We start from the raw sequence: 26,300 nt of genomic DNA on the forward strand, positions 1-26,300 counted from the left end.
ACACGCAGCGCCTTCAGCCCTCCGGGAACAGCCAAGGCTCGGTGGCGCGGCGCTTGCCCTCGTACAAACGCACGTCATCGGCTTGAGCAAGCGTCAGGCTGATTTCATCAAGCCCCAGCATCACGCATTTTTTGCGGAATGCATCGATCTCGAAACGGTAAGTCACGCCCCCAGGCTGGGAGACGGTCTGGTCCGCCAGATTGATCTCAAGGTGCAGCGCAGCGTCATCGGCCGCCAGTGCGAACAGGTGATCGATCTCAGGCTTGGCCAACACAATGGGCAGGATGCCGTTCTTGAGGCAGTTGCCATAAAAAATATCCGCAAAACTGGTACTGAGCAGCGCTTTGAAACCGAAATCGCGCAAAGCCCATGGCGCGTGCTCCCGGCTTGAACCACAACCGAAATTATCCCGGCACAGCAGTATTTGCGCTGACTTGAACCGGGGCTGATTGAGCACAAACTGCTCGTTGAGCGGGCGTACCGAGCAGTCATCGCCAGGTTCGCCTTGGTCTAGATAACGCCAGTTATCGAACAGGTAATCGCCATAGCCGTATTTGCTGATCAATTTCATGAATTGCTTGGGCACAATGGCGTCCGTGTCGACATTGATGCGATCGAGCGGCGCCGCTACTGCACAAAACTGCTGGAATGGTTTCACGGCCTTGAACTCCTGATCTGAGCAGCGGTTACATCCACGAAATGTCCTGCCAACGCCGCAGCGGCTGCAGTGACCGGACTCACGAGGTGAGTTCTGCCGCCCTGCCCCTGACGCCCCTCGAAATTGCGATTGGACGTGGATGCGCAGCGCTCGCCAGGGAGCAGGCGGTCGTCGTTCATGCCTAAGCACATCGAGCAACCGGGCTCGCGCCATTCAAACCCGGCGTCGGTAAATATTTTGTCTAGCCCCTCGGCTTCGGCCTCGGCTTTGACCCGCCCCGATCCCGGCACCACCAACGCTTGTTTGATACGCGAGGATACTTTCCGGCCCACTACAACCTGGGCAGCTGCCCGCAGGTCCTCCAGGCGCGCATTGGTGCAGGAGCCTATGAAAATCTTATCGAGTCCGATTGAAACGATGGGGGTGCCCGCGGTGATCCCCATGTAGTCGAGCGCGCTGACCAGGGCTTGACGTTTAGCAGGGTCTGCTTCGTCGGCGGGGTCGGGCACCTTGTCTAATACATCACAGACCATTTGCGGCGAGGTGCCCCATGAAACTTGAGGGGCCACTTGTGCTGCATCCAGATGCACGACCTGTTGGAAGACCGCCCCCGGGTCACTGTGAAGCGTGCGCCAGAACGTAGCGGCGGCCTCCCAGGCTGCATCTCGCGGCGCGTGCGGTCGGCCGTGCAGGTAGGCCAGCGTGGTCGCGTCTACACCGATCAGGCCGACACGCGCGCCGGCCTCGATGGCCATATTGCACAGGGTCATCCGCGCTTCCATGGACATGCTACTGACCGTGCTGCCCGTGACCTCGATCGCATGACCGGTGGCCCCCGCCGTACCGATCTTGCGAATCAAGCCCAGGGCCAAGTCTTTTGCGGTCACTAACGGTTGCAAGTCGCCGTCGATCTGCACCTTCATCGCTGCCATGGGGGAAACACGCAGGCATTGGGTGGCCAGAACATGCTCGATCTCTGAAGTCCCGATGCCAAATGCCAAGGCTGCGAAAGCACCATGGGTGCTGGTATGAGAGTCGCCACAGACGATGGTCATACCCGGAAGGCTGGCGCCGGATTCTGGCGCGATGACATGCAAAATGCCCTGCCTTTGATCCCCCATCTTGAAGTGGCGCAGATTCAGGTCATCGCAGTTACGCTCCAGCGTCTGGACTTGAATTTTCGCCACCGGGTCCTGAATACCCAGGTCCAGGTCCACAGTCGGCACATTATGGTCCGAGGTTGCGATGATCGTGCCGCTTCGCCAAGGGCTGAGTCCCGCCACCGACAATCCCTCAAAAGCCTGAGGGCTGGTGACCTCATTGATCAACTGCAGATCAATGTAGAGCATCGCCGAACCGTCCGGATCATGTCGCACGACGTGCGTTTCCCAGAGTTTTTGCAGCAGCGTCTTGGGCACTGGAGGCTCCTCTTGTTAGATCGATCACTACGGACGTGCCTGGCCAATCGCAGGCAGACTGCCCCGCAAATAAAGAACACTTATATCGCTATGCGATAGTTATGTTTTTTACTGCATGACACAGTACAGAGCATCCTGATCATCGATCCACACGGTGCTTCAGCACGCGGTACAGCGTTGTGCGCGAGAGCCCCAGCACTTTCGCAGCCTGGCTGATATTGCCGCCACATTGACGCACGACGTCCAGAACATGCTGCGCAGCTCTGTCACGCATAGACCCGCTCTCGCCCACTGCGGGGTCTTGGGTCAGGCTGTTTTGGGTATCGACTCCACAAGCCTTGGTATAGAACACCACGCCGGTGCGAAGTCTGGTTTTAAGGCAATAGCCTTGGGTGACAACGAAGCCATCGGCAAACAGGTCCGCTAGATTACAGCGCGTGTTGAAGACGTCGATCGGATCCAGCATCTGAAGCCCGTTACGAGTAGCTGCCAACACATCACCATACGCATTGACGGCTATCAGGCCTGCCAAATGGGTGTCGATGAACGCGGCGTCATAGTGAATCTTGAAAACCGTGTTCGGCTGATGCGCCGCCAGGAACAGGCGATTTTCGGTCTTCATCGCCGTGCTTTGCAGTTTGTGTTCGACCAGACGCGATTTGAAGGTCTCACTCCCGGTGACATTGAGCACTCCAACGAGCGTTCCCCACGGGCCCCATACCGGTACGGCGCAGCAAAACATGTCAGCGAACTCGTCCAGATAATGCTCCGGCCCAACCAAGGTCACGGGCATCTGTTCGCGCAGGGCACACGCAGGCGCCGTGGTGCCTACATCACGCTCCTCAATACGCCGCCCGACGTGAAGCGCGAACGATCGCGATGCTGGATTGGCGCCATGGCGCGCCCTGATGATGATGCTGCGTGCATTGGTGCAGTACGCCGCCCAATGTTCTCCCCCGAACGATTCCCAGATGGCGTCGATCTCGTGTCCGACAATGGCGGCAAATTCACGATCGGCGTCGTCGATGATGAATTGAGGGTAGTCCGGTCCGGCCAATAGACGATCGCTCCTCTTGAGCCCAAAGTCATGGCTGCGCTGCCATGATGCTAAGAGGTAGGGCGCGATGGTTGGGTCGGATACCGGCACACCGTTGACGATGGCGTGCTTGGCCGCGAGTACTCGCATCCGATAGCAGTCACCTAGAGCTTCATTTTGGTGCATAAGGGGGTTTCCAAAGGCTGACTCTGGCCCGACTGTTCATATTTGTAACATCTAAACATCGAAACCGCTGGCTTAAACGATTCTTGATTTCTGAGCTCGCTACCGATGTCTGATAGGCAGTACGCTATCCCCCCCTCGATACTCACCCGTTCAAGAGCAATCTGCGGTGGGTAAAATGACAACGACAAGCTATGATGTGCTGATTGTGGGAAGTGGTGCTGCCGGATGCGTGGTGGCCAGTTATCTGGCCGAGAACAGTGACGCCAGCATCGCCGTGATCGAAGCGGGCGGCAGAGATTCGGACCCGCTGATCCATATTCCTGCGGGTTTTGGCACCATCCTGGCCAAGGATAAACACGTATGGCCCCATTCAACCATTGCCCAGCATGGCACCGAGCGACGCTTTCGCTCCGGCAAGGTGCTGGGAGGCGGCACGTCGGTAAATGCCATGGCGTATGTGCGGGGTCAAAAACGCGACTTCGATGCGTGGGACCAAGCCACCGCAGGTGACGGGGACTGGAACTACGCCAGCATGTGGCGTGCCTTCATCGAGCAAGAAAAAAACGACACGTTCCACAACGAACATCATGGCACCCAAGGCACTCTGTCGGTGCAGTTGCCCAAAGGGATCAACGAACTGAACCAGTATTGCCTGAAGGCATTTCAGGAATACGGCCTGCCCTACAATCCGGATTACAACGGCGCCAGCCAGATCGGTGTGTCACCGGTGCAATCGAATATCGAGAACAGTCGCCGTTGCAGTGCGGTGGTCGCGCACCTGCGCCGTCATCTGGACAGCGGCCGTGTAACGTTGCTGACGAACGCAACGGTGACTCGCGTGCTGATCGATCAGCACCGCGCGGTAGGCGTCGAGATAATCAAGGGTGGGGCCACGCAGCAGATCCAGGGCAAACAGGTAATCCTCAGCGCTGGCGCCGTGCATAGCCCGAAGATTCTCATGCATTCCGGTATCGGGCCCAAGGCACAGCTGCAGGAGTTCGGCATCGAGGTGAAGGTCGACTCCCCCGGCGTGGGCGAAAATCTCCACGACCACCCTATCGTGCCGCTCAGTGCCTATGTAAAGGGAAACCTGGGCTACCAAAGCGCGGCTCAAGGCCTTGGGACGCTGAAGGCAGGGATCCGTTACGTACTGACCAAAGATGGGCCGGCCGCAGGCAGTGGCATCGAGACCGTCAGCTATTGGGACCCCCTGAACTTTCAAGGCGAGCCGACGGTTCAGTGCTATCACGTACCGATCATTTCTCAAGACGGTTTGAGCCCTACCGGTTCGCGCCCTGGCGTGACCTTCGAGTTGGTGGTGTTGCAGCCAAAAAGCCGCGGCTGGGTACGCCTGGCTGACGCTGACCCCACCTCTATGCCACTGATCAACCCGAACTTCATTGGCCACGAATACGATTTGAAAGTGGCCGTCGAGTCGGTCAAAGCCATGCGTCATGTGCTGACTCAGCAATCGTTGGCGCCGGTGATCGACGAAGAAGTTTCACCGGGTCGCAGCGTGCAATCCGATGAGCAGATTGGCGACTGGGTCAAACGCGTCGCTACCACCATGTGGCACCCGGTCGGCACCTGCCGCATGGGCAAGGACGAAGGTGCCGTCGTTGATGGTCGCCTGCGCGTCAGAGGTGTAGAGCATCTGCGTGTCATCGATGCCTCGATCATGCCCAACATTACCAGCGGGAACACCAACGCGCCCACTCAAGCGTTGGCCCTGCACGCAGCTAAAATGCTTTGTGAAGATTACTTTCGCTGATCCGCGTGATGCTCATGTACATCCACTGAATCCGAAAAGGTGATATCCCATGAATTACCCCAGCTCCGAATCCATCGATGCAGTGTTCAAGTCGCAACGTGCTTTTTTCGCTTCCCGGCAAACGTTGTCCATCGAGTTTCGCAAGCACAGCCTGGAGCGCCTGAAACAGGCAGTGCTCAATCACAAAGAGGCGCTCTACGTCGCACTGGACGAAGATTTAGGAAAACCCAAGGCCGATGTGGACCTGGCCGAGATCGGCGCAGTCATCCACGAAATCGACTTCGCCCTCGCCCACCTCGCCGAATGGGCGACACCGGAAACGGTACCCACCGCAGACCTGATCGCGCCCTCCCAGTGCTATGTCACGCAGGAGCCGTTTGGCGTTACTTACATCATCGGGCCGTTCAACTATCCCGTGAACCTGACGCTGACGCCGCTGATAGGCGCAATCATTGGCGGTAACACCTGCATCCTGAAGCCCTCCGAAACCACGCCCAATACCTCATGGGTCATCGAGAAAATCATCCAGGAAGCATTCTCTGCCGACTATATCGCTGTGGTGCAGGGTGGGCGGGATGAGAACACTCATCTGCTGAGCTTGCCGTTCGATTTCATCTTTTTCACGGGCAGCCCTAACGTCGGCAAGATAGTGATGCAGGCAGCCGCCGCGCACCTTACGCCAGTGATCCTGGAACTGGGCGGCAAGTGCCCCTTGATTGCTCTGGCCGATGCCGATGTTGATCTGGTGGTGTCGCAGCTGATGTTTGGCAAGTTCATCAACAGCGGCCAGACCTGCATCGCACCGGATTACTTGTACGTCCACAGCAGCATCAAGGATGAGCTGCTCACTCGCCTGACGCAGCGCATTCAGCAGGACCTGCCAGACATCGGTTCCACGGGAAAAGTCGTCACGAGCCAACAAGTATCGCGGCTTCAAAACTTGCTGAGCAAGAGCGCGGGCAAGGTGCTGGTCGGCGGCGATGCAGACCCGCAACGGCGGGTATTCAGCGCGACCGTGGTCGACCAGGTGCAATGGGACGACGCCCTGATGGCCGAAGAGCTGTTTGGGCCCATTTTGCCGGTGCTGACGTTTGATTCGGTGGATAGTGCGGTCAATCTCATCAATCAACATCACGCCAAGCCACTGGCCGTTTATGTGTTCACTGGCAACACAGCCAATGCCAAACCCGTCATCGACCACATTCAAGCTGGTGATGCTCAGGTCAACGGCGTGCTGGTGCACGCGTTCTCCCCATATCTGCCGTTCGGTGGGGTGGGCGCTTCAGGGATGGGCGAATATCACGGCCGATACAGCTACTTGGCCTTTACCCACAAAAAGTCTGTACGGATAGTTGAATCTGGCAAGCCGGTATAAATTAAACAGCAACAACGCGAGACCGGGCAAGGTCAACGGCAGGCATGCTTTGCAAGCCTGCCGTGATCGCAAGACTACAAAAACCATGACGAGTTCAATAAATTAAACTGCGTGTACCTCAGTACCAACACTCTATAAGAATTCGTACTCGCAACCCGGAGACAGCAATAAACCCAACGGCTAGCATTCTCTAAACCTTTAAAAAGTCACCCCTATTAGCCTTGGGAGATATAGCATGTGGAACAATAGCAGCCCCTTTTTACAAGGTATTCGCCAACCCCTCTCCAACGAGATCATCGCCGATGAACTTCGCATAGAAGGGACTGTGCCACCTGGACTGGAGGGCGTTCTTTTTCGAACCGGCTCCAACCAGCGTTGGGAGCCTGCTCGCCCTGATCGGTACCACTGGTTCGACGGCGATGGCATGGTTCATGGGTTTTATATCAGCAATGGCGCTGTCAGCTACCGCAATAAATGGGTGCGCACCGAGGGTTTCAAGGATGAAGAAGCAGCCGGCAGATCGCTCTACAACGGTATCTACGGGTCCTACGAACTAGCTCAAGCGCAGCTGGAACAGGGGCCCGCTACCGTCAAGCAAGTCGCCAACGTCAACGTCGTGGAAATCGACGGGCGCGTATTGGCTCTGCAAGAGGCGGGCAGACACTATTATGAACTTGACCGAAACACCCTGGAAACCATCGGCACCTTTGATTTTCACGGTGCAATTGATGCACCGGTTACCGCGCATATCCATACCGACGCTGCAAAAAATGAAATACTGTTATATACGGTCGAACCCGAAACCCGCCGGTTCGTCTGCGCACTGGCTGACAGGCAAGGGAACATCCTGAAACAGCACGTCGTTACACTCGACGCCCCCGCCTACATTCACGACTTCATGTTTACTGAAAACCATTTTGTCTTCTTCTTTGGGCCCATCAACTGGCATCCAGAATCATCCGACCGAGTCCCTGCAGGCAAATCGGCGTGGACGTTTGACCCAAAGCTGAGTAATCGAACCCTGGTGGTCCACCGCCAGACCGGTGCAACTCAATGGTTCACCGATGAAGCGTACCAAACCACACACTTCGTCAACGCCTACGAGGAAGATGGCAAAATAATCGTCGACGGCTGCGTCAGTGACCTCCAATTTATCGATGACATAAAAGTCGAGAATTTCTTCCCGTTTCCGTTTCCTGACACTGGACGCTCGCCGTTTACACCTCCCGTGCTGTACCGCTGGACCTTGGATCTCGATGCCGGTCGGATGACACGAGCACGTGTCGGAGATTTCTCCGTCGAGTTTCCCAGGATCAACGAAAAACTCCTGGGTGCAAAACACCAATATGGCTACTTTGCCGGGGTGCATCAACCCAAAAGTGACAGCCACGATTTCAACTGCCTGATAAAGCATGACTTTATTTCCGGCAAAACCGAGTATCAAACGCTGGAAGGTGACAGGGACGTGTCCCCTGCCGAGCCGATATTCGTGGCCAAACCCGATGCGGTGAGTGAAGACGATGGCTGGTTGCTGGTCGTCTGGTGGGACCCGCAGACAAACAAAAGCGAACTGGTGATCCACGACGCGAGCGACTTCACCGGTGCACCATTGGCACGGGTAAAGCTGGATCATCATATCCCGCTGGGTTTTCATGGGAACTGGATCCCCTAACCCACCGGTAGCGTTCTAGCCGGGCGTCCTAGCAACAGCGACGCGCAACTGACTGCCCTGCAAATAACGTATCGCTGCGGGCAGTCTTTGTATGAAGGAACGCCCCTTGCGAGGGGCGTTCATGCCATACGATCAGTCCACCAAACCCTGACCTTAAAACGGATAAGCGCGACGTTTGTGTTGCACCGAGATCCAGTGATCGCTGGTCAGCTCCGCGATGATCCATTCGCTGTTGAAGCGACCGATACCGCTGTTTTTCTCGCCGCCAAACATGTTGTTCGGATCATCATTGACCGAGATGTCATTGATGTGAGTCATGCCGGCTTCGATCTGTTGAGCGAAACGCAGGCCCCGACCTTCATCCTTGGTGAACACCGCAGAAGACAAGCCGAACTCGGTCTGGTTGGCCAACTCCAGTGCATGTGCCTCGTCCCGCGCAGTGATGATCGGCGCTACAGGACAAAATTGCTCAGCCTGGGCCAGCTCACTCATGTTATCGACATTGACGAACACATGAGGCGGCAGTACCTGCCCCTGTGCAGCACCACCGAGCAGCAACTCGATACCTTCGGCTTTTGCCGCTTCGATACGGGCCACTGCACCCTCTAACTGACGACGGTTGATCAACGGGCCGATAACGGTGTCTGCCAGGTTCGGATCGCCGACCTTGAGCTGGCGCACACGCTCGACAAAAGCTTCGACGAAATCTTTTTGCAGCGAGGCGTCGACGATGATGCGGTTGCTGCTCATGCATATCTGCCCTTGGTGCAGGAAGCGCCCGACGACCGCAGCATGTACCGCCAGATCCAGATCCGCGTCATCGAGCACGACACACGGCGCGTTACCACCCAGCTCCAACCCTACGCGCTTGAGCGTGGGGCCAGTCACCGCCAAGGCACCGATATGCCGCCCAACGCGTGTCGAGCCGGTGAACGAGATGAATTTTGGAATCGGATGCAAGGTGAACGCATCACCCAGGTCAGCCACATCGCCCACTACGATGTTGAGGATGCCAGGGGGGAAGCCTGCTTCTTCGTAGATCTTGGCTAACAACAAGCCGCCAGTGACGGGCGTATCATCGGCCGGTTTGACCACGACCGCGTTCCCCAATGCCAGCGCGGGAGCGATCGAGCGGTTGGACAGATGCAGCGGCCAGTTCCAGGGGCTGATGACCCCTACTACGCCCAATGGCTTGCGATAGACGCGGCTTTCCTTGTCGGGGGTATCGATGGGCAAAATTCGGCCTACCACCCTCGAAGGCATCGCCGCCGCGGTGATCATGGTCGAACGTACAGCCGCCCATTCGATCTCGGCTTTGGTGCGCGTGCTACCGGACTCACGAATCAACCAGTCGACAATCTCTTCGTGGCGGGCGTCGAGCACATTCACCGCGCGCATGAACAACGCTGAACGCTCACCGGGCAGCGTCAACGCCCAGGCCTTTTGTGCGATGGCGGCAGCCTGGTAGGCGGCATCGAGATCTTGAGCATCGCCCAGCGAAATCTCGGTCAGCAGTTCGTTGTTGTAGGGGTTTCGGTTTTCCAGAACTTTACGGGTACTGCCGGAGCGCCAGGCGCCAGCGATGTATTGGCCAGTAAAACCCTGCCACAGTGGTGGACGGTCAGACATGAGTATTCTCCGTTGATTCAAGGCAGTCAGCGCCTGGGATAGTTGTGTTTTGCAGCGTGGCAACCGCGTGGGTCACCCCGTGTTGATCAGCCACGCTGAGGGGAAATTTCTCGGCCCGGCCCTCAGCAACACGCTGGGCCATGGCCGTGCATTCGAATGCGCTCAACAGCAGCGTCGAGGCGCACTTCTCGATAGTGATCAGCCTCACCAACAGCACTGTGATTTGCCCATAGAGGCGTGACCGCATGGCGGCACTAGGCCCATTCGATATCTTTAGGGTCAGGTTCGCGATGCGTACTGCCAGGCGTTTACCCTCACTGCCAGGCGAGGAAGGCACTAACCACCGGTAGGTCAGTAACGCGATGACTACGCCCCCCAGGATCGCAACCATCTGCAACAGCGAATGTTCGATGCTGGTGTCAGTACTCAGGCTGGGCTGGGCGATCAACAAGAAGGTCATGTTCAGATCGATCGCCAACTTCGCCGTGCTGGGCCGAGCCATCAGCCACGCGCCGGCCAGCAGAAAAGGCGCAATGACCAAGGCCAACTGCCAAGCGCTGGCGACATGAGGCAACAACCAGAACCGGCAACTCAGGCCCAATACGGCGCCCACGCAGGAGCCCACCAGTACATCTTTCAACGCAGCATTAGCATGGCTATGGCTGGAAAACAGCGAGGCGAACAACACCGCCGTCATCACCATCATCGGGCCATCCGCCCAAGCGAACGCCCACCACAGCGTAGTGGCGATGAGCAGCGCCACCAACGGCCTGGCTGCCGCCAGGCAAGCGCCCCGCCAATCGTGCTGCCCCAGCATCTGCCGCGTCCTGGGGGCTGCGGACTCAGGCCTCTGCAGCGTGAATGCCACGTGTTCCAACTTGGCAGACAAGCCCGCAGCCCAAGGCTCGTCCTGTATTTGGCTGATGACCGCTTGCACCGCCGCAATGGCCGGAGCTCCCGGGGGGATCTGCGGTAGCTCGAGAGAGCGGTTCAGCTCCCCAACCTTACCCAAGTGCGTGGCCCATACGAGCAGCTCGAGGACCGCCGCGAGGGTGGCGCGAACATGCCGCGCACGCCGGCTCATCGCCCTGGAGCCCGCAGCAATTTGATCGAGGGAAAGATCGAACTCGGCGGCTTCCTGAAGGAGCGTGTTCAGCCGTTGCCGGCCTTGTGAAGTAGCGCCCCGAGCACAATGCAGGCTGTAGCGCACACTGGCCAGTACCCAGTCGTCGATTCGATTATCGAGCGTTTGCTGCGCTGCGCTGCTGACAGTAAACGCCCAGGCGAAGAACGCAGAGGCCAGGACGCCGATCACTGTGCAGTAAAACCGCCCCAAGGCGAGGTCCACGTCCAGGGTACGATCCTGCAGGCCGAACAACGCCACGATCGCAGCGGTGTACCCCGCAAGCACACAGGCATAGTTGCGAAAGTGCCGAAACAGGTTTCCGACGCCTGCGCACAGGGCGACCCAACCGGCCAGTGCGAGCATAAGCCAATAAGGGTGGTCGAAAAAAATCGCCAGCAATATGCCGCCCGCCAGCGCACCGACCGCAGTGCCGATCAATCTTGCGGTCATGCGCCCGATCATCAGCTGCCGCGTAGGCTGCGCGACCAACCAAACCGTCATCGCTGCCCACCACGGGTGGTGAAGCTCGAGCATTTGCGCGATCACCAGGGCCAGCAGTGCGGCCAGGGTGGTATGAGCGCTGAATATCAGCGAAGCCGCGGTGGGCGGTTTTAGCCAGGGCATCGGCTGACGCTTTACGCTCTGCCGAGGTTGATATAGCCACTTTCTCATGTGTTGCCTGTTATCTCGGAGGTTGGCCAGGACGATCGCAGCGAGGGCCCAGCGAGATAGCTCAACTGCAAGCCGCCATCCCTGCACAGCCTACCAAATAAACCAATATCCTGCTATTTGGGATTTGTGATGGTTTTCGCTTTACAGGATTTAATGCTCGTACTAGATTGAGCTCAGTCAAGGGCACACGCCTGCCCCCCGACAACAAAAACAAGAAGAGGTACGCGTCATGCACACCCCTATACTCAACAATCTGCTTTGCGATGTCGTGGACAACCGCCCTGTGAGCCGGTTGCAATATGAAGTAATCGCCCTATGCGTGCTGGTCGCCGTGCTCGACGGCTTCGACACCCAGATCATCGGGTTTCTGGTCACCGCGATATCTTCGACTCTGGGCGTGACCCCACAGGCATTGGCGCCAGTGTTTGCAGTCGGCCTGTTCGGCTTGATGCTCGGCGCGCTGCTTCTGGCACCCATGGCGGATCGCCTGGGCCGCAAAAAAATCCTCGTGGTGTCGATTCTGCTGTTCGGCACGTTCGCGGCGCTGACCGCCCTCGCGACCAGCGTCCGCAATTGCTGGTACTGCGGTTCCTGACCGGCATTGGCCTGGGCGGCGCGATCCCCAACCTGGTGGCGCTGATTTCTGAATACAGCCCACGGCGCTATTCGCGCAGCGCGGTCACCCTGCTGTTCTGCGGAATGCCGCTAGGCGCGATGCTGGCCGGTTTGACCGTCGACCAACTGCTGCACACCTTGGGGTGGCAGAACCTGTTTCTAATCGGTGGCGCACTGCCGTTGCTGGTTGCCGGTGCCGTGGTGTGGCGCCTGCCTGAGTCAGTAGAATTCCTCAGCCGCAAGCCCAGCAATCGCGATGCAGTGAGCGCCATCATCCAGCGGCTCGCCCCCGGACTCACCGAGCTGCCAGCCAGCATCACCCGCGCACGCGCTGAAGTGGCGGCGTCGACCTCCCTGGGCCGGTTATTCACCGGCGGCATGTGGCGTCGCACCTTGTTGCTGTGGCTGCCCTACGCAATGAACCTGCTGATTCTGTACTTCATCATGAGCTGGATTCCGACGGTATTGGTGGCAGCCCATGCGCCCTTGAGCCTTGGCATACGGGCAATCATTCTGTTCAGCCTGGGCGGTGTGATCGGCTCGGTCATCCAGGGGGCGATGATGAATCGCTGGGGCGCTGCCAATGTGCTGACGACTGAGTTCGCCGGGTACCTGGCCATCGTCCTGGCGCTGAGCCAGCTGCCCGTCTCGCTCTACTCACTGTTCCCTGCCATGTTGATGCTGGGTGTGCTGGTGCAAGGCGCACAGGCGGGTCTCAATGCGTTGGCGGCAGAACTCTATCCACAGGAAATTCGCTCCACGGGCGTCGGTTGGGCACTTGGCGTCGGGCGAGTGGGTTCCATTACAGGGCCCGTTTGCGGCGGCTTGATGTTGGCAGCCGGCTGGGTTTTGACAGAGATCCTCAGCGCAGCGTTGGTTCCGGGGATCATCGCGCTGACGGCGATTACCTTGCTACGACTTGACCCCGCGAGCAAACAACAACCCACACCCTCACAGTCTGTTACACATCATTGATGCAACCAGAGGCATACCCATGAAAATCGCAAGCTTCGTTTACCAAAACCGTTCCACGTACGGCATTGTTAAAGGTGACCACGTCATTGACCTGGAATCACTCAAGTCTCACCTGGGTGCGGACCTCAAAGAAGCCATCGCGCGCAATCGACTGAGCGAACTGGGGGCTGATGCGCTGAAAGACCTGCCTCGCCTGGCATTGAGTGAAATCACCTTTTTGCCGGTCATTGCCAACCCAGGCAAAGTGCTCTGCATCGGGATCAACTACGCCACGCATGTGCGCGAGACTGGTCGGGACATGCCGACCTACCCGATGATTTTCACCCGCTTTGCCGACAGCCAGACCGCACACCTGCAGCCCATCGTTCGCCCAACCGTGTCCCACAAGCTTGACTTCGAAGGTGAACTGGCCGTGGTGATCGGCAAGACCGCTCGCCACGTCAAACCGGAGGACGCCTTGGACTACGTCGCCGGCTATGCCTGCTACAACGACGGCAGCGTACGTGACTGGCAGAAGCACACGATCCAGTTTGTTCCAGGGAAGAACTTCCCGGCCACCGGTGGATTCGGCCCATGGATGGTCACCAGCGATGAAATCGTCGACCCGCAGGACCTGGAACTGACGACTCGTTTGAACGGCGAAGTGATGCAACACACGCGCACCAGCGACATGATTTTCGATGTGCGCAAGTTGATCGAGTACTGCACCGCGTTCACTGAACTGGCCCCTGGAGACGTAATCGTCAGCGGCACCACCGGCGGCGTTGGTGCATTCCGCGAGCCACCAGTCTGGATGAAGCCGGGCGATATCGTCGAAATCGAAATCGAGCGCATTGGTATCCTGCGCAACAGTATTGTAGACGAGAGCTGACATGCAAAAACCGTTTGATTCCGAAGACACCACCGAGCACCTGGCAGACAGCAAAGGCTCCAGCCTGGAGCGGATGCTGCGAATTCTCGACCTGTTCACCGAGCACCATCCCATCTGGACGGTCGACGGGATGGGAAATGCGCTGGGGTTCACACGCTCCACTGCCTACCGTTATGTACGCGAACTGGCCGAGGCCAATTTGCTGTTTCAGGTGGAGGCCGGTCGCTATGCGCTGGGCGCGAGAATCATCACCTGGGATCGCCAACTGCGCGTCAGTGATCCGTTGGTACGCGCGGCGCACTCCCTGGAGTCGACCTTTCCGCAATGGGGTGCCGAGCAAGCCTGGTTGGTGTGTCGGCTGTTCAAGGATCAAGTGGTCTGTATCCATCAAACCGGCAACCTTTCCAACCAAGTGAGCTACTCGCGAGGATCGCCAAGACCTTTGTTCATGGGAGCGACCTCTAAAGCGATCCTCGCCAACATGGGCTCACGGCATCAAAGCCAACTGTTTCTGGAAAACCCGAGTGACATCGAGTCCAGCAACCTTGGCAAGACTTGGGAGGTGTTCCGGCGCTCGCTCCAACGCTTGCGCCGCCAGGGATATGTGCTGAGCACCAGCGAAGTCGATGCTGACGTCTTTGGCCTCGCGGCCCCCATATTCGATGGCGACGGCAAAGTGGTGGGCAGCGTCAGCTGCGTGCGCCCGACCTCGCAACGCGATAGCGAACAGGATGAAATGCAAGGCCAGCAAATCCTCGCCCTTGCCGACAATCTTTCACAACTCATGACCGCGCTGGCGCACAGACCAGAAGTACTGGACTGACCAGCCCGGCGGTCACCGAGGGAATAAAAATGACAACCCTTACACCCGTGAATACTGACGTACTGATTATCGGTGCCGGCCCGACAGGACTCACGTTGGCCAACCTCCTCGGACAGGCCGGCGTGCGTACGACCATTCTTGATCGTAAAGCCGGCACCGTGACTGAACCGCGTGCCGTTTCGATCGACGATGAGTCGCTGCGAACCATGCAGGCAGCCGGGCTGGATGAAGCCGTGTTGGCTGACGTCGTCAAAGGCTACGGCGTTCACTACTTCGACAAGCCAGGGGGACGTTGCTTTGGCAAGGTCGAACCTGTCGGCAAGCAATACGGCTACCCCAAACGCAATGCGTTCAGGCAACCCCTGTTCGAACGCACGCTGATGCAAGGTATGGAGCGTTTCCCTAGCCTGACTCCGCTTTTCTGCCATGAACTGATCGACTTCACACAGAACGCCTCAGGCGTTCTCGCTCGAATACAAAATGCGGCCGGTGACACGGTTGAGGTGCACGCCCAGTACATGGTTGCCTGTGATGGCGGCAGAAGCCCGGTTCGAAAACAACTGGGTATCGATATGGTGGGTTCCAGCTTCAAGTCCCGATGGTTGGTCGTGGATCTGGATCAGGACGATGACCCGTTCTGGCAGACTCGTGTGTATTGCGACGCGCAGCGACCTGTCGTAGAAGTGCCCGGCCCTCATCAGACACGTCGCTTCGAGTTCATGCTCAAAGACGACGAGACTGATGAGCAAATGCTCAGCGACGCTAGCCTTGGCAACTTGCTGCGGCCGTTCCGGGGTGAAAAAGCTTATTCGCTGGTGCGCAAAGTGGTCTACACCTTCCACGCCAGGGTTGCCTCTCGCTGGCAGGAAGGTCGTGTTTTTCTCGCCGGTGACGCTGCGCACCTGACCCCCACCCTATGCGGGCCAAGGCATGAACAGTGGTGTGCGTGATGCGCATAACATCGCCTGGAAACTTGTGGCGGTACTCCGGGGACAAATGGCGAAAAGCGCCCTCGAGACCTATGAAAGCGAACGCCGCGATCATGCCTGGGCGCTGATCAAGCTGGCGCTGAATCTCGGGGTGGTCATGGCGCCGGCTTCAGCCTTGCGCGCCAAACTCATTACCAGCACCTTCCGCGTGATCGGGCTGATCCCGCCTCTGCGCGATTACTTTCTGCAAATGAAGTTTAAACCAAAGCCTCGTTTTACCCAGGGCCTGGTGTTATCCCAAGGTAAGGCCGGCAACCTGCGCGCCGGGACCATGCTGCCGCAGCCGACTCTTTTCGACTCTCACGGCTGCGCGCAACTGTTGGATGAGCACATCGGCCCGGGCTTTGCCTTGATTCAATATGGCGATCTGCGCAGCCAACGCATGGATCAACTGCAGCACCCGCTCTGGACCCACCTGGATGCCAAGCGCATCGTGATCATTGGACTACCCCCATTCCAATAGACATTTCCCGGCCTCATAACGAGGCGCTTTCAAAGGCCTCGGGACTGACGCCACCCAAATGACTGTGACGTCGAGTTCGGTTGTAAAACACCTCGATATAGTCGAACACATCAGCCCTCGCCACGTCGCGGGTTTTATAGATACGTTTGCGGATGCGCTCTTTCTTCAAACTACTGAAGAAGGATTCTGCCACTGCATTGTCCCAACAATTACCACGTCGGCTCATGCTGGGCTCCAGATTGTTGGCAGCACAAAAGCGCTTCCAGTCATCGCTGCCGTACTGACTACCCTGGTCGGAGTGAACGATGACTCGACTCTTGGGCTTGCGCCGCCAGAGCGACATGAGCAAGGCGTCCAGCGCTAGTTCGCGAGCCAGCGTCGGCTTCATCGACCAGCCAACCACCTTACGCGCGTACAGATCCACCACTACCGCCAGGTACAGCCAGCCCTGCCAGGTACGAATGTAGGTAATGTCGGTTACCCAAGCCTTGTTGGGCGCATCGACGGTAAATTCACGCTTGAGATGATTGGGTGCAATGATCGAGGGTCGCCCAGCGATTGGCCGTGGTGCCTTGTAGCCCCGCAATGCTTTGATTTTGTGGACGCGCATCAAACGAGCAACACGATGCTTGCCACAGTTTTCGCCAGCTTCCCGCAGATCACCAAAGACGCGGCGCGCACCGTAAACACCGTGACTGGCCGCGTAGGAGTCACGGATCAATTGCAGCAAACGGCTGTTTTCCCGCTCGCGATCGGAGACCGGTTTATGTAGCCATTGATAGAACCCAGCACGAGCAATTCGCAATATCCGACACATTGTAGCAATGGCGTACTGATGGCGATGCTCGTTCACAAAGCGGTACTTCACTCGGGCTCCCTGGCAAAGTACCGCGCGGCTTTTTTTAGGATATCTCGCTCTTCTTCAAGGCGGCGCATCTGGGCTCGCAGGCGTAAAATTTCACTCTTGGCTTCCAGCAGCTCGCTAGCCTGTCTCTCTGACTTATCGGGCGTGACAGCCTTTACCCATTTGTAGAGGCTGTGAGTAGAGACGCCGAGGCGCGCGGCGATCTCCGCGACTGAATATCCACGCTCAACAACCTGCCTGACGGCTTCGGTCTTAAATTCCGGGGTGAATCGTTGGGTGCTCATAGACTTCCTCCTATGCTCAAAGCATAGGCCGGGGATGTCTACCGGAGCGGGGGTAGTCCATCCAGAGCTTGGAGAGTGTCTAGGAAAGCCGGGGCGATTCATAGCCGCCCTGGCAGCTCACCGCATTACGCTTCTTGCAGAGCCCGTGGGCGATTACTGCGAACTTCGTCAGCCTGCTTGACCGCCGCTTGAAGTTGGAAGTCAAACTTCAGTTCGGCATAGCGACCTTGCGTGCCACGCGCACCGTCTTCGCGGAATACGACCTCCCCCACCAGACCATCACGGGTCGCGTAGGCAAAGTCATCCCACAGGTATTTCTCGCCTGACAGGTTGATCTGGGTTGTCAGGTGACGATGGCCTGGGGCCGAAATGAAGAAATGCACATGTGCCGGGCGCTGGCCATGACGTCCAAGCAGGTCCAGGCATTCCTGGGTTGGCCCTTTCGGGTCACACCCGTAGCCAGAAGGCACGATGCTACGCGCGCGATAACGCCCTTCGCTGTCAGTGATGATTCGACGACGCAGGTTGTACTCAGACTGGCTTGGGTCGAAGAATGAATAAGTGCCCTTCGTGTTCGCTTGCCACAGATCCACAGTGGCGCCAGGTAGCGGCTTGCCGCTCGGATCGAGCACTTGACCCTCAAGGAAGAACAATGTGCCGACATCGTCCTCGCTACCATCATCCAGACGCGCTTCACCCTCAGACAGTGGTGCCCCTGCCACATAAAGCGGCCCCTCGATGGTACGGGGGGTTCCTCCGGTCAGACCTGCCTGCTCATCTTTGGCGTCATGGAGCAGATCCAGAAAGTGCTCAACACCCAGGCCAGCAACCAGCAAGCCAGCCTCTGTACGGCCACCCAAACGGTTCAGATAGTCCACTGCTTTCCAGAACTCGTCCTCGGTAATTTCGAGGTCTTCAACGATCTTCGCAGTATCCTGCAACAGCCTCAGGATGATGGTCTTTACGCGAGGGCTACCCGTGTCGTTCTCAAAGCCGGCAGCCTCTTGGAAGAACTTCTGAACTTCTGGTTGATGCGAAATTTTCACGGTCATGACGGTTTACCCCATTTTGTTTTTGTACAGAGAACTGATGAATTAGCGGTCGTCCGAATGAATCGAAGATGGGTGACGGCAGATCCCATCAACCTCAATTTCCATGTACGGAAACAGAGGCAGCTGCATCAGGGTGTCGTGCAGCTCTTCAACACTTGAGAGATCAAAAACGCTGTAGTTCGCGTAGTGCCCAGCGATGCGCCAGAGGTGGCGCCATTTGCCCTCACGTTGCAGGCGCTGAGCGAGTTCTTTCTCGTCAGCCTTCAACTTCGATGCCTTGGAAGGCTCCATATCGATAGGCAGTTTTACGGTCATCTTCACGTGGAAAAGCATGAGAACTTGCTCCTAGGGTTGCTCGATCAGGAACGGCGGAAGAAGGCCAGCCGATCTTCATCGAGGCTAAGGCCCAGTCCAGGGGTGCGAGGTATGTGCAGTTGAAAGTCTCGGTATTCCAGGGCCTCAGTGACCACTTCTTCGGTCAGTAGCAGCGGCCCGAAGAGCTCGGTGTCCCAGGTCAGTTCCTTAAGCGTGAGAAACGCGTGGGCGGAGGCCAAGGTTCCGATCGACCCTTCGAGCATCGTGCCTCCATACAGAGCAATGCCGGCGGACTCTGCAATCTGGGCCGTTCGCAGTACCGCACGAGGGCCGCCATTCTTGGCGATCTTCAGTGCGAAGACGCTAGCAGCGCCGTCAGCAGCCAAGCTGAATGCGTCCTCAACACACTCGATCGATTCGTCGGCCATGATCGGCGCCGGGCTGCGCTGATTGAGGCGCACCTGGCCTGATCGATTGATACGCGAGATGGGCTGCTCAATCAGGTCGACCCCGTTGTCACCCAGGATCTGGCAACCTCTAATCGCCTGAGACTCATCCCAATACTGGTTAACGTCGACGCGAACACTGGCGCGATCACCCAATGCTTTTTTGATTGCGATAACGTGCTTGAGGTCTTGCTCCAGCGGGTTGGCGCCGATCTTGAGCTTGAAGATCCGATGGCGGCGCGTCTGAAGCATCTGCTCAGCTTCGTCGATATCACGACTCGTATTGCCGCTGGCAAGCGTCCAGGCCACTTCCAGACTGTTGCGAACACGGCCGCCCAACAGCTCGCTCACCGGCAAACCAAGTCGCTTGCCCTGGGCGTCTAGCAATGCAGTCTCGATACCAGATTTGGCGAAGGTATTACCTTTCGCGATCTTATCGAGCTTCTGCATGGCGGCATTGATGTTGTCAGCCTCCATGCCGATGAGTGCTGGTGCCAGATGGGCATCGATATTGGCTTTAATGCTTTCGGGACTTTCATAGCCGTAGGAAAGACCACCAATCGTGGTGGACTCACCAAGACCTTCAACACCATCGCTGCACTGCAGACGCAGAATCACCAGTGTCTGCTTCTGCATGGTGTGCATCGCCAGCTTGTGCGGACGGATAGTCGGGAGGTCGACGATGATCGTCGTAAATCCCTCAATCAGGGGTACGGACATTCCTGCTCTCCAGTAGATAAGTCGAAGCACGCAACTCGGTGAAACAGAGCCGCGCCGGATCTATGCCTTCGCGGTCAGTACAACCACCTGAGGCTTGGTGCGGTTACTTAAAGTGAACACTGTCATCGCCAGCGCAGCGACGGCTCCAGGTATCGCAAAAGCGATGAAATTGAGTTGCAACGGAAGGTTGATCGCCATCAAGGCACCACCCAGAAGCGGCCCGACGATGGCGCCATTACGGCCCACGCCAGAGGCCCAGCCCAAGCCAGTGGATCGGATAGACAACCCGTAGAACTGGGCTGCACCGGCATAGAGCAAAATCTGAGTACCAATGGTGGTCGCACCGGCAATGAAGATCAGCAGGTAAAGCAGTTCAGGGGCGCTTTTGAAGCCCAGTAGGCTTATGGAGACTGCTGCTGCGACGAAGAACACCACCATGACCTTACCCAGGTTGTAGCGATCACCAAGCCAACCACCAAGGATTGCCCCAGCCATGCCACCGAGGTTCAGCGCCACGAGAAAGGTCAAACTCGACCCCAGGCTGTAACCGGCATTTGCCATTAGCTTAGGAAGCCAAGAACTGAGCGCATAGACCATCAGCAAACAGCAAAAGAACGCCACCCAAAGACAAAGCGTGCGCAGCGCACGGCTCTCCCGGAACAGTTCAAGTACGGCGACACCATGGGCTTTGCTGTCACTCATGGCCAACACATCACCATGAGCGATCTCAAGATTTGGATCGACCTTGCTCAGTACTTCAGTCGCCTGTGCAGTACGCCCTTCGCGCACCAGAAAACCTACCGACTCTGGCAACTTCCAGAGAATCAGAGGCAGCAGAAGCAACGGAACAGCGGCAGCGAAGAACATCGACTCCCAGCCGAAGCGTGGCAGCATGTAGATACCCACTCCAGCGGCCAGCATGCCGCCCAAGGAGTAGCCACTGAACATGATCGCGACCAACGTGCTGCGCAAACGCTTGGGCGCGTATTCGTTCATCAGAGCGACGGCGTTGGGCATCAGCCCACCGCATCCCAACCCAGCGATAAAACGGCAAATGCCAAATTCGGTTGGATTACTGGCAAAACCATTGATGATGGTTGCGGTGGAGAACAACAGGAAGCAGATAGCGATGCCCTTCTTGCGTCCGATCTTGTCCGCCAGAGTGCCGAAGGTAAGCGCACCAAACATCATCCCAAATAGTGCATAGCTACCCAGTGCACCGGCTTCCAGTGGAGTCAGATTCCACTCCTGCATCAGTGAAGGCAATACGACCCCGTATATGAACAAGTCATAGCCATCAAAGATCAGCAACAGTGCGCACAAGCACATCACCATCCAGTGGAATCGGGTGAAACCGGCATTGTCGATTGCTTGGTTAACGTTGATTTGGCGCATGGCATCGAAGTCTTGTTTTTGTTGTCGAAACTGCGTTTGAGAAGGCCTGACCGATGATCAGCCGAGATCACCACCGCCAACAGGTAGTGTTAATCCGGTGATGTAGGAGGCCTCGTCTGAAGCGAGGAAAAGGATCGCGCCGACTTGCTCGTCAATGGTTCCGTAGCGCTTCATCAAGCTGCTGTCGACAGTCTGATCAACGATCTGCTGATACCAGGCTTTCTCGTCGGGACTCTGCTCAGCGGTGTTGCGAGGAATGCGTCGTGGCGGTGCTTCTGTCCCGCCTGGTGCGGTGGCGTTGACGCGAATTCCACGTGTGGCATTTTCAAATGCCAAACATGCAGTCAGGGCATTCACCCCACCTTTGGCTGCACCATAAGGCACGCGGTTGGTTCCCCGTGTAGCAATCGAGGAAACGTTCACGATCGAGCCCGCCCCCTGCTCCAACATGTGTGGTAGCACTGCATGGCAGCACCACAGAGTAGGGAACAGTGAACGCCTTACCTCGGCTTCAATTTCTGCCTCGACGTAGTGCTCGTATGGCTTAGCCCAGATGGTGCCGCCGACGTTGTTGATCAGGATGTCGATGCGACCGAAATGCTCGACGGTCTGTGACATAACACGATTGCAATCGCTGTATTGCTCCAGGTCTGCAGTCAACGCGAGCACTGACTCATTGATGCTCGCGTCCTCAGTCAGTTCGAAGACCAGCTCTGAACGATCCACTGCCGCAACAACGGCGCCTTCGGCGATCAGTCGCTCAACCACCCGGCGACCAATACCCTGCGCAGCACCTGTAACCAACGCAACCTTGCCTGAGAATCTCATGTTCATGACTACCTCCATCACGAGGGGCTCCTCTCCCGCGAGCAGCCCCCATGGATTGATTGGCTGAATTCACGCCGCACTGGCAGCAAATTTTTCGTAGTAGAAATTCGCCGGCGTAATGCCTTGCTCGCGGATGAAGCCGCTAACGGCTTCCACCATTGGTGGCGGGCCACATAGGTAGATGTCCACCTCGCCCTCGTTCAGGTGTTTGGGTTCGATGTGCTGAGTCACATAACCCTTGTGCGGGTGAACGCTGTTTGGATTGGCCACGCAGGCGCTGAAGGTAAAATTGGCGATGCGGGCGCTGAAGTCTTCCAGCTTGTCCAACTCGACTAGGTCGAAATCATTGGTCACCCCGTAAATGAGGTGAAGGGGATGGTCGGAACCATCGCGAGCGATCTTCTCCAGCATCGCGGTGAACGGTGCCAAGCCGGTTCCACCAGCCAGCAGCAGCAGTGGTCGCTTGATTTCGCGCAGGTAGAAGCTTCCCAGCGGGCCGGTCAGGCTCATCGCATCACCGGCTTTTGCCAGACCGCTCAGGAAACTGCTCATCAGGCCACCAGGTACGTTACGCACGAGGAAACTGACCTCGCCATCCTTCTGCAGCGAGCTAAACGAGTAGGCCCGAGTCTGGTCGCTACCTGGTACACGCAGATTGACGTACTGCCCTGGGAGGAATGCCAGAGAGCTCAACGACTCACCTTTTACTGATAAGGCAATCGTGCTTTCCGAGAGTTGACGCACGGAGCTGATCACAGCATCGAAGCTAGCTTGCTCAGTCTTGCAGACCTGGGAGGACGCAGGAATGCGAACTATGCAGTCGCTCTCAGCGCGCATCTGGCAAGTCAGCACAAACCCTTGCGCGACCTCATCGTCGCTCAATGCATCCTCGATGAACTGATCGCCAAGGTCGTAACGCCCAGACTCGGCCAAGCATTTGCAGGTACCACAGGCACCATCTCGGCAATCGAGGGGGATATTGATACCTTGGCGGTAGGCTGCATCCGCCACGGTTTCGCTGGCTGTTGCTTCGATGAAGCGGGTCACTCCGTCTTCGAAGTTAAGTGCGATTTGGAAACTCATGCTGCACCTCCTACGCAGCCGTACGCCTGCCGCCACGAGGGGGCGGCTTAGTGCGTACAGCCACGCAGATCAGATGTGATAGATGTCGATTACTTGCCGAACGTAGTCATTCTTGAGCACTACTTTCTTTGCCTTGATTAGCGGTTGCTCACCGCGCATATCGAGGGTGTAAAAGCACGTGCCGAAGTAACTGAAGTTGGACTTGTAGCGGAAGCTCAGGGTGTTCCAGTTGAAGCGCACCTTGCACTGGCCATCAGCCTCTTCGATGATCTCGATGTTGCTGATGTTGTGCGAGGTGCGTGTATCTGGAATCGTGGCACTGGAGCGCTCGGTCTGGATCCGAAATACCCGGTCTTCCAGGCCGCTGCGATTGCCGTACCAAATCAGCGAAATTTCACTCTGAGGATCTTCGGTGAGATTGTCGTTGTCATCCCAGGAAGGCATCCAGAAGGTGGCGTCCGGCGCGTACAGCTCCAGCCACTGTTCCCATTGGCAATCGTCAAGATAGCGAGCTTCGCGATACAGAAAATCGCGAACGACTTCGTAGGTGCTGCTCATCACACAGCCTCCACGGGAATCAGCTCTTGATTGCTGGCGACCGCCTTGAGCATCGTTTCCTGCCAGTACTTGTGCTGCAGAACGAAGAGACCTTCATCCTCTGTACGAACGCCGGAAAGCAGCGGCTTGAGCTCGATCTCCTGGGCGGCGGCATCCGGCCCCTCGACCCAATGCGTAGCGCCACGGGACATGTCATTCCAGCCACGCCCAGCCCCATAGCCGGTTTGGCACGAACGGAACTCCTCGAGGTCATCAGGTGTGGCCATACCACTGACGTTAAAGAAGTCCTCGTACTGGCGGATGCGTTTAGCACGTGCCGAGGCGCTTTCACCTTTAGGAGCGATGCAGTAGATGGTGATTTCAGTGACGCCTACGGAGATAGGACGTGCGATCCGGATCTGCGAACTGAACTGATCCATCAAGTACACGTTCGGGTACAGGCACAGGTTGCGCGAATTCTGGATCATCCAGTCAGCACGGGCCTGACCAAAGTCCTGAGCCAACTCGTCCCGTCGTTCATAAGCAGGCCGATCTTCGGGGTTTGCCCAGCGAGTCCACAGCAGCAAATGGCCGTGATCGAAGGAGTAGAAACCACCGCCATTTTTGGCCCAGCTACCAGCGCTCATGGTCTTGATTTCTTCACCAGACTCACGCTGTTTGCGCTGATTTTGGGTCGCGGCATAGTTCCAGTGAACGGAGCTCACGTGATAGCCATCCGCGCCGTTTTCGGCGGTCAGCTTCCAGTTTCCCTCGTAGATGTAAGAGCTCGAACCACGCAGCACTTCAAGCCCTTCAGGAGACTGATCGACGATCATATCGATGATCTTCGAGGACTCACCCAGGTGTTCTGTGAGTGGTTTGACATCAGCATTGAGGCTGCCGAAGAGAAACCCGCGATACGACTCAAATCGAGCAACCTTGGTGAGGTCGTGGGAGCCCTCGCAGTTGAACGTGCTTGGGTAACCGGCCTCCTTTGGATCTTTGACCTTCAGGAGCTTGCCGCTGTTATTGAATGTCCAGCCGTGGAACGGGCAGGTGTAGCTGGAGCGGTTCCCCGTCTTGTGCCGACACAGCATCGCGCCTCGGTGGCTGCACGCATTGAGAAATGCATTCAGCTCGCCATCCTTATTACGTGCAATGAAGATAGGCTGGCGACCCATGGTGGTGGTCAGGAAATCATTGACGTTCGGGATCTGGCTCTCGTGTGCGAGGTAGATCCAGTTGCCCTCGAAGATATGCTCCATCTCAAGCTCGAACAGCCGAGGGTCAGTAAACATCTCACGCTTGCAACGGTAGACACCCTGCTCTCTATCTTCTTCAAGCAAAGTGTTCAGGTAATCGATTCCCAAGGTCATGGCCAGGGCCTCCATTGTTATTGTTCAGGCAGGGTCATCATAGGAAGGCGCCAGATGGCGCAATATCCTATTTGTGCAGACCTGTATCCGATTCCTGCACAACCTTCCTGAACCGTAAGAATGTGTGACCAGAGCCGCCTCAGGTGGGCGCTCAATCAACCTCTCTGCTTGAGCGTGTCAGATGGCAGCTCACCGAACTGCTGACGATAGGATTCGGAAAACCGCCCCAGGTGCATGAAGCCGAACTCGATGGCAAGCTCAGTGAGATTACGCACGAAACAGCTGGAGTCTTTGAGACAGGCGTTGATGCGTTCCAGCTTCTTCTGGCGCACATACTGCTTGGGTGTGACCCCCAAATGCCGCTCGAACAGAGCATAAAGCGAGCGCGGACTCAGCCTGGCATGATCGGCCAGGATCTCGGTACTCAGCTCACTTTTGACGTTCTGATCGATGTACTGAAGGATTCGTTCGAAACTGATCGAGGACGCACTACCGGTGTTGCGAACTACGTTACTACTCAGAAGGGAGAGCATCTTGTTGCCTACGATCTGCGAGTAGTGCTCATGAACGCTCGGTAAAGGCTCAGCAACCTCCGATTCAAAGCAGATCATTGCCAGCAGATTGATGAAACCTTCGAGTTCATCAAGCCGGTAGTGATTGCGTTGGAACCTTACGCCGCCGCTGGGCAATTGCCAGCGATGCATGTCGCACACCGAATTCAGCAGTTTGACCGGCACCTTGAGGATGAACTTCTCACAGTCCTCTGAATAGGTCAGGTCAACCGGCTCATCCGGATTGATCAGCAGCAGTTCACCAGGCACAAAATGATGCTCGCGTTGGTATCCCCGCCATAGGCAGTTACCGCTGAGCAGTATCTGCAGGTGGTAGATACTTTCCAGCGCTGGCGAGGTCACTCGAACGCTCCCGCCATAACTGATCCGGCAAAGATCCAGGGTGGCGAACTTACGGTGATTGAGGCTTGCTTGAGGATGCGATGAAGTGGCTAGGCCAATGCAATGCTGGCCCACGTGCTTGTTCACATACTCGGAAACCGCGTAGGGATCAGCGTGCTGGAATACACTGCTGCGGTCACTCAGGAGGTGGCTTTCCATCATCAAGG

20 protein-coding genes and 2 pseudogenes are annotated in these 26,300 nt (G+C 57.1%); 7 read left to right on the forward strand and 15 right to left on the reverse strand.

The features are described from left to right. Positions 1-13: 13 nt before the first annotated feature. From leuD to G7009_RS27990, 3 genes are all read right to left on the reverse strand, one after another. Positions 14-658 carry a 3-isopropylmalate dehydratase small subunit gene (gene leuD, locus G7009_RS04835; RefSeq protein ID WP_181128887.1) on the reverse strand — a complete coding sequence of 215 codons (645 nt, stop codon included), beginning with the start codon at positions 656-658 and terminating at the stop codon, positions 14-16. Beyond that, positions 655-2,076, reverse strand: coding sequence for a 3-isopropylmalate dehydratase large subunit (leuC, locus tag G7009_RS04840; RefSeq protein WP_181128888.1), 1,422 nt, complete (start codon positions 2,074-2,076; stop codon positions 655-657). Before leuC ends, leuD begins: the two co-directional genes overlap by 4 nt. Before the next feature lie 139 nt (positions 2,077-2,215). After that, a complete protein-coding gene (locus G7009_RS27990; protein WP_181128889.1) occupies positions 2,216-3,298 on the reverse strand; it encodes a helix-turn-helix domain-containing protein in 1,083 nt (360 codons plus the stop codon). Positions 3,299-3,473: 175 nt separating this feature from the next. Between G7009_RS27990 and G7009_RS04850 the strand changes: the two genes are divergently transcribed. From G7009_RS04850 to G7009_RS04860, 3 genes are all read left to right on the forward strand, one after another. Beyond that, entirely contained in the window at positions 3,474-5,069 is a 1,596-nt protein-coding gene (locus G7009_RS04850; RefSeq protein ID WP_181128890.1) for a GMC family oxidoreductase, read from the forward strand. 49 nt (positions 5,070-5,118) lie between these two features. Further along, entirely contained in the window at positions 5,119-6,444 is a 1,326-nt protein-coding gene (mdlD, locus tag G7009_RS04855) for an NAD(P)-dependent benzaldehyde dehydrogenase MdlD (protein WP_181128891.1), read from the forward strand. A gap of 235 nt (positions 6,445-6,679) precedes the next feature. After that, the gene (locus tag G7009_RS04860; protein WP_181128892.1) at positions 6,680-8,116 is read left to right on the forward strand and encodes a carotenoid oxygenase family protein; all 1,437 of its coding nucleotides are present in this window, start codon (positions 6,680-6,682) and stop codon (positions 8,114-8,116) included. Positions 8,117-8,269: 153 nt separating this feature from the next. Here the strand turns inward: G7009_RS04860 and G7009_RS04865 are convergent, their stop codons facing one another. Both G7009_RS04865 and G7009_RS04870 read right to left on the reverse strand, forming a co-directional pair. Beyond that, positions 8,270-9,745: an aldehyde dehydrogenase family protein gene (locus G7009_RS04865; RefSeq protein WP_181128893.1), complete on the reverse strand. Its 1,476-nt coding sequence runs from the start codon at positions 9,743-9,745 to the stop codon at positions 8,270-8,272. Next, a complete protein-coding gene (locus G7009_RS04870; protein WP_181128894.1) occupies positions 9,738-11,495 on the reverse strand; it encodes an FUSC family protein in 1,758 nt (585 codons plus the stop codon). The genes G7009_RS04865 and G7009_RS04870 overlap by 8 nt, the downstream gene beginning before the upstream one ends. Positions 11,496-11,772: 277 nt before the next feature. Between G7009_RS04870 and G7009_RS04875 the strand changes: the two are divergent. The 4 genes and pseudogenes from G7009_RS04875 to G7009_RS04890 all read left to right on the forward strand — a co-directional run. Continuing rightward, positions 11,773-13,133, forward strand: a pseudogene (locus tag G7009_RS04875) (MFS transporter). Between the two features lie 19 nt (positions 13,134-13,152). Then, positions 13,153-14,004, forward strand: coding sequence for a fumarylacetoacetate hydrolase family protein (locus G7009_RS04880; protein WP_020300871.1), 852 nt, complete (start codon positions 13,153-13,155; stop codon positions 14,002-14,004). Position 14,005: 1 nt separating this feature from the next. Continuing rightward, positions 14,006-14,827: an IclR family transcriptional regulator gene (locus G7009_RS04885; protein WP_181128895.1), complete on the forward strand. Its 822-nt coding sequence runs from the start codon at positions 14,006-14,008 to the stop codon at positions 14,825-14,827. A gap of 29 nt (positions 14,828-14,856) precedes the next feature. Next, positions 14,857-16,258, forward strand: a pseudogene (locus tag G7009_RS04890) (bifunctional 3-(3-hydroxy-phenyl)propionate/3-hydroxycinnamic acid hydroxylase); the annotation flags it as partial. 34 nt (positions 16,259-16,292) lie between these two features. On the opposite strand, the gene G7009_RS04895 reads toward G7009_RS04890, so the two are convergent. The 10 genes from G7009_RS04895 to G7009_RS04945 form a co-directional block, all read right to left on the reverse strand. Next, positions 16,293-17,428, reverse strand: a protein-coding gene (locus tag G7009_RS04895) for an IS3 family transposase (RefSeq protein WP_219856437.1) whose coding sequence is annotated in 2 segments (ribosomal slippage) — positions 16,293-17,176 and positions 17,176-17,428 — 1,137 coding nt in all. Because the reading frame shifts where the segments join, the coding sequence is not laid out codon by codon here. 125 nt (positions 17,429-17,553) lie between these two features. Beyond that, positions 17,554-18,480, reverse strand: coding sequence for a catechol 1,2-dioxygenase (gene catA / locus G7009_RS04905; protein ID WP_153374974.1), 927 nt, complete (start codon positions 18,478-18,480; stop codon positions 17,554-17,556). Between the two features lie 42 nt (positions 18,481-18,522). After that, the gene (catC, locus tag G7009_RS04910; RefSeq protein ID WP_153374976.1) at positions 18,523-18,813 is read right to left on the reverse strand and encodes a muconolactone Delta-isomerase; all 291 of its coding nucleotides are present in this window, start codon (positions 18,811-18,813) and stop codon (positions 18,523-18,525) included. A gap of 26 nt (positions 18,814-18,839) precedes the next feature. Further along, positions 18,840-19,961: a muconate cycloisomerase family protein gene (locus tag G7009_RS04915; RefSeq protein WP_153374978.1), complete on the reverse strand. Its 1,122-nt coding sequence runs from the start codon at positions 19,959-19,961 to the stop codon at positions 18,840-18,842. A 60-nt stretch (positions 19,962-20,021) separates the two neighbouring features. Further along, the gene (locus G7009_RS04920; protein WP_181128898.1) at positions 20,022-21,356 is read right to left on the reverse strand and encodes an MFS transporter; all 1,335 of its coding nucleotides are present in this window, start codon (positions 21,354-21,356) and stop codon (positions 20,022-20,024) included. Positions 21,357-21,413: 57 nt separating this feature from the next. Continuing rightward, positions 21,414-22,190 (reverse strand): 1,6-dihydroxycyclohexa-2,4-diene-1-carboxylate dehydrogenase, encoded by a 777-nt coding sequence (locus G7009_RS04925; RefSeq protein ID WP_153374982.1) that lies wholly within the window; start codon positions 22,188-22,190, stop codon positions 21,414-21,416. Between the two features lie 63 nt (positions 22,191-22,253). After that, positions 22,254-23,267 carry a benzoate 1,2-dioxygenase electron transfer component BenC gene (gene benC / locus G7009_RS04930; RefSeq protein ID WP_153374984.1) on the reverse strand — a complete coding sequence of 338 codons (1,014 nt, stop codon included), beginning with the start codon at positions 23,265-23,267 and terminating at the stop codon, positions 22,254-22,256. Positions 23,268-23,336: 69 nt separating this feature from the next. Then, the gene (benB, locus tag G7009_RS04935) at positions 23,337-23,825 is read right to left on the reverse strand and encodes a benzoate 1,2-dioxygenase small subunit (RefSeq protein ID WP_153374987.1); all 489 of its coding nucleotides are present in this window, start codon (positions 23,823-23,825) and stop codon (positions 23,337-23,339) included. After that, positions 23,825-25,180: a benzoate 1,2-dioxygenase large subunit gene (benA, locus tag G7009_RS04940; protein ID WP_153374989.1), complete on the reverse strand. Its 1,356-nt coding sequence runs from the start codon at positions 25,178-25,180 to the stop codon at positions 23,825-23,827. Before benA ends, benB begins: the two co-directional genes overlap by 1 nt. Positions 25,181-25,335: 155 nt before the next feature. Beyond that, on the reverse strand, positions 25,336-26,292 hold the full coding sequence (locus G7009_RS04945) for an AraC-like ligand-binding domain-containing protein (RefSeq protein WP_153374995.1): 957 nt from the start codon (positions 26,290-26,292) through the stop codon (positions 25,336-25,338). Positions 26,293-26,300 lie beyond the last annotated feature (8 nt).

Source organism: Pseudomonas capeferrum, assembly GCF_013523055.1.
Lineage (GTDB): Bacteria > Pseudomonadota > Gammaproteobacteria > Pseudomonadales > Pseudomonadaceae > Aquipseudomonas > Aquipseudomonas capeferrum_A.

Coding starts and splice junctions, on each gene's coding strand:
- G7009_RS27990 (WP_181128889.1), bottom strand. CDS start 3,298: ATGCACCAAAATGAAGCTCTAGGTGACTGCTATCGGATGCGAGTACTC.
- G7009_RS04850 (WP_181128890.1), top strand. CDS start 3,474: ATGACAACGACAAGCTATGATGTGCTGATTGTGGGAAGTGGTGCTGCC.
- mdlD (WP_181128891.1), top strand. CDS start 5,119: ATGAATTACCCCAGCTCCGAATCCATCGATGCAGTGTTCAAGTCGCAA.
- G7009_RS04860 (WP_181128892.1), top strand. CDS start 6,680: ATGTGGAACAATAGCAGCCCCTTTTTACAAGGTATTCGCCAACCCCTC.
- G7009_RS04865 (WP_181128893.1), bottom strand. CDS start 9,745: ATGTCTGACCGTCCACCACTGTGGCAGGGTTTTACTGGCCAATACATC.
- G7009_RS04870 (WP_181128894.1), bottom strand. CDS start 11,495: ATGCCCTGGCTAAAACCGCCCACCGCGGCTTCGCTGATATTCAGCGCT.
- G7009_RS04880 (WP_020300871.1), top strand. CDS start 13,153: ATGAAAATCGCAAGCTTCGTTTACCAAAACCGTTCCACGTACGGCATT.
- G7009_RS04885 (WP_181128895.1), top strand. CDS start 14,006: ATGCAAAAACCGTTTGATTCCGAAGACACCACCGAGCACCTGGCAGAC.
- catA (WP_153374974.1), bottom strand. CDS start 18,480: ATGACCGTGAAAATTTCGCATCAACCAGAAGTTCAGAAGTTCTTCCAA.
- catC (WP_153374976.1), bottom strand. CDS start 18,813: ATGCTTTTCCACGTGAAGATGACCGTAAAACTGCCTATCGATATGGAG.
- G7009_RS04915 (WP_153374978.1), bottom strand. CDS start 19,961: ATGTCCGTACCCCTGATTGAGGGATTTACGACGATCATCGTCGACCTC.
- G7009_RS04920 (WP_181128898.1), bottom strand. CDS start 21,356: ATGCGCCAAATCAACGTTAACCAAGCAATCGACAATGCCGGTTTCACC.
- G7009_RS04925 (WP_153374982.1), bottom strand. CDS start 22,190: ATGAACATGAGATTCTCAGGCAAGGTTGCGTTGGTTACAGGTGCTGCG.
- benC (WP_153374984.1), bottom strand. CDS start 23,267: ATGAGTTTCCAAATCGCACTTAACTTCGAAGACGGAGTGACCCGCTTC.
- benB (WP_153374987.1), bottom strand. CDS start 23,825: ATGAGCAGCACCTACGAAGTCGTTCGCGATTTTCTGTATCGCGAAGCT.
- benA (WP_153374989.1), bottom strand. CDS start 25,180: ATGACCTTGGGAATCGATTACCTGAACACTTTGCTTGAAGAAGATAGA.
- G7009_RS04945 (WP_153374995.1), bottom strand. CDS start 26,292: ATGGAAAGCCACCTCCTGAGTGACCGCAGCAGTGTATTCCAGCACGCT.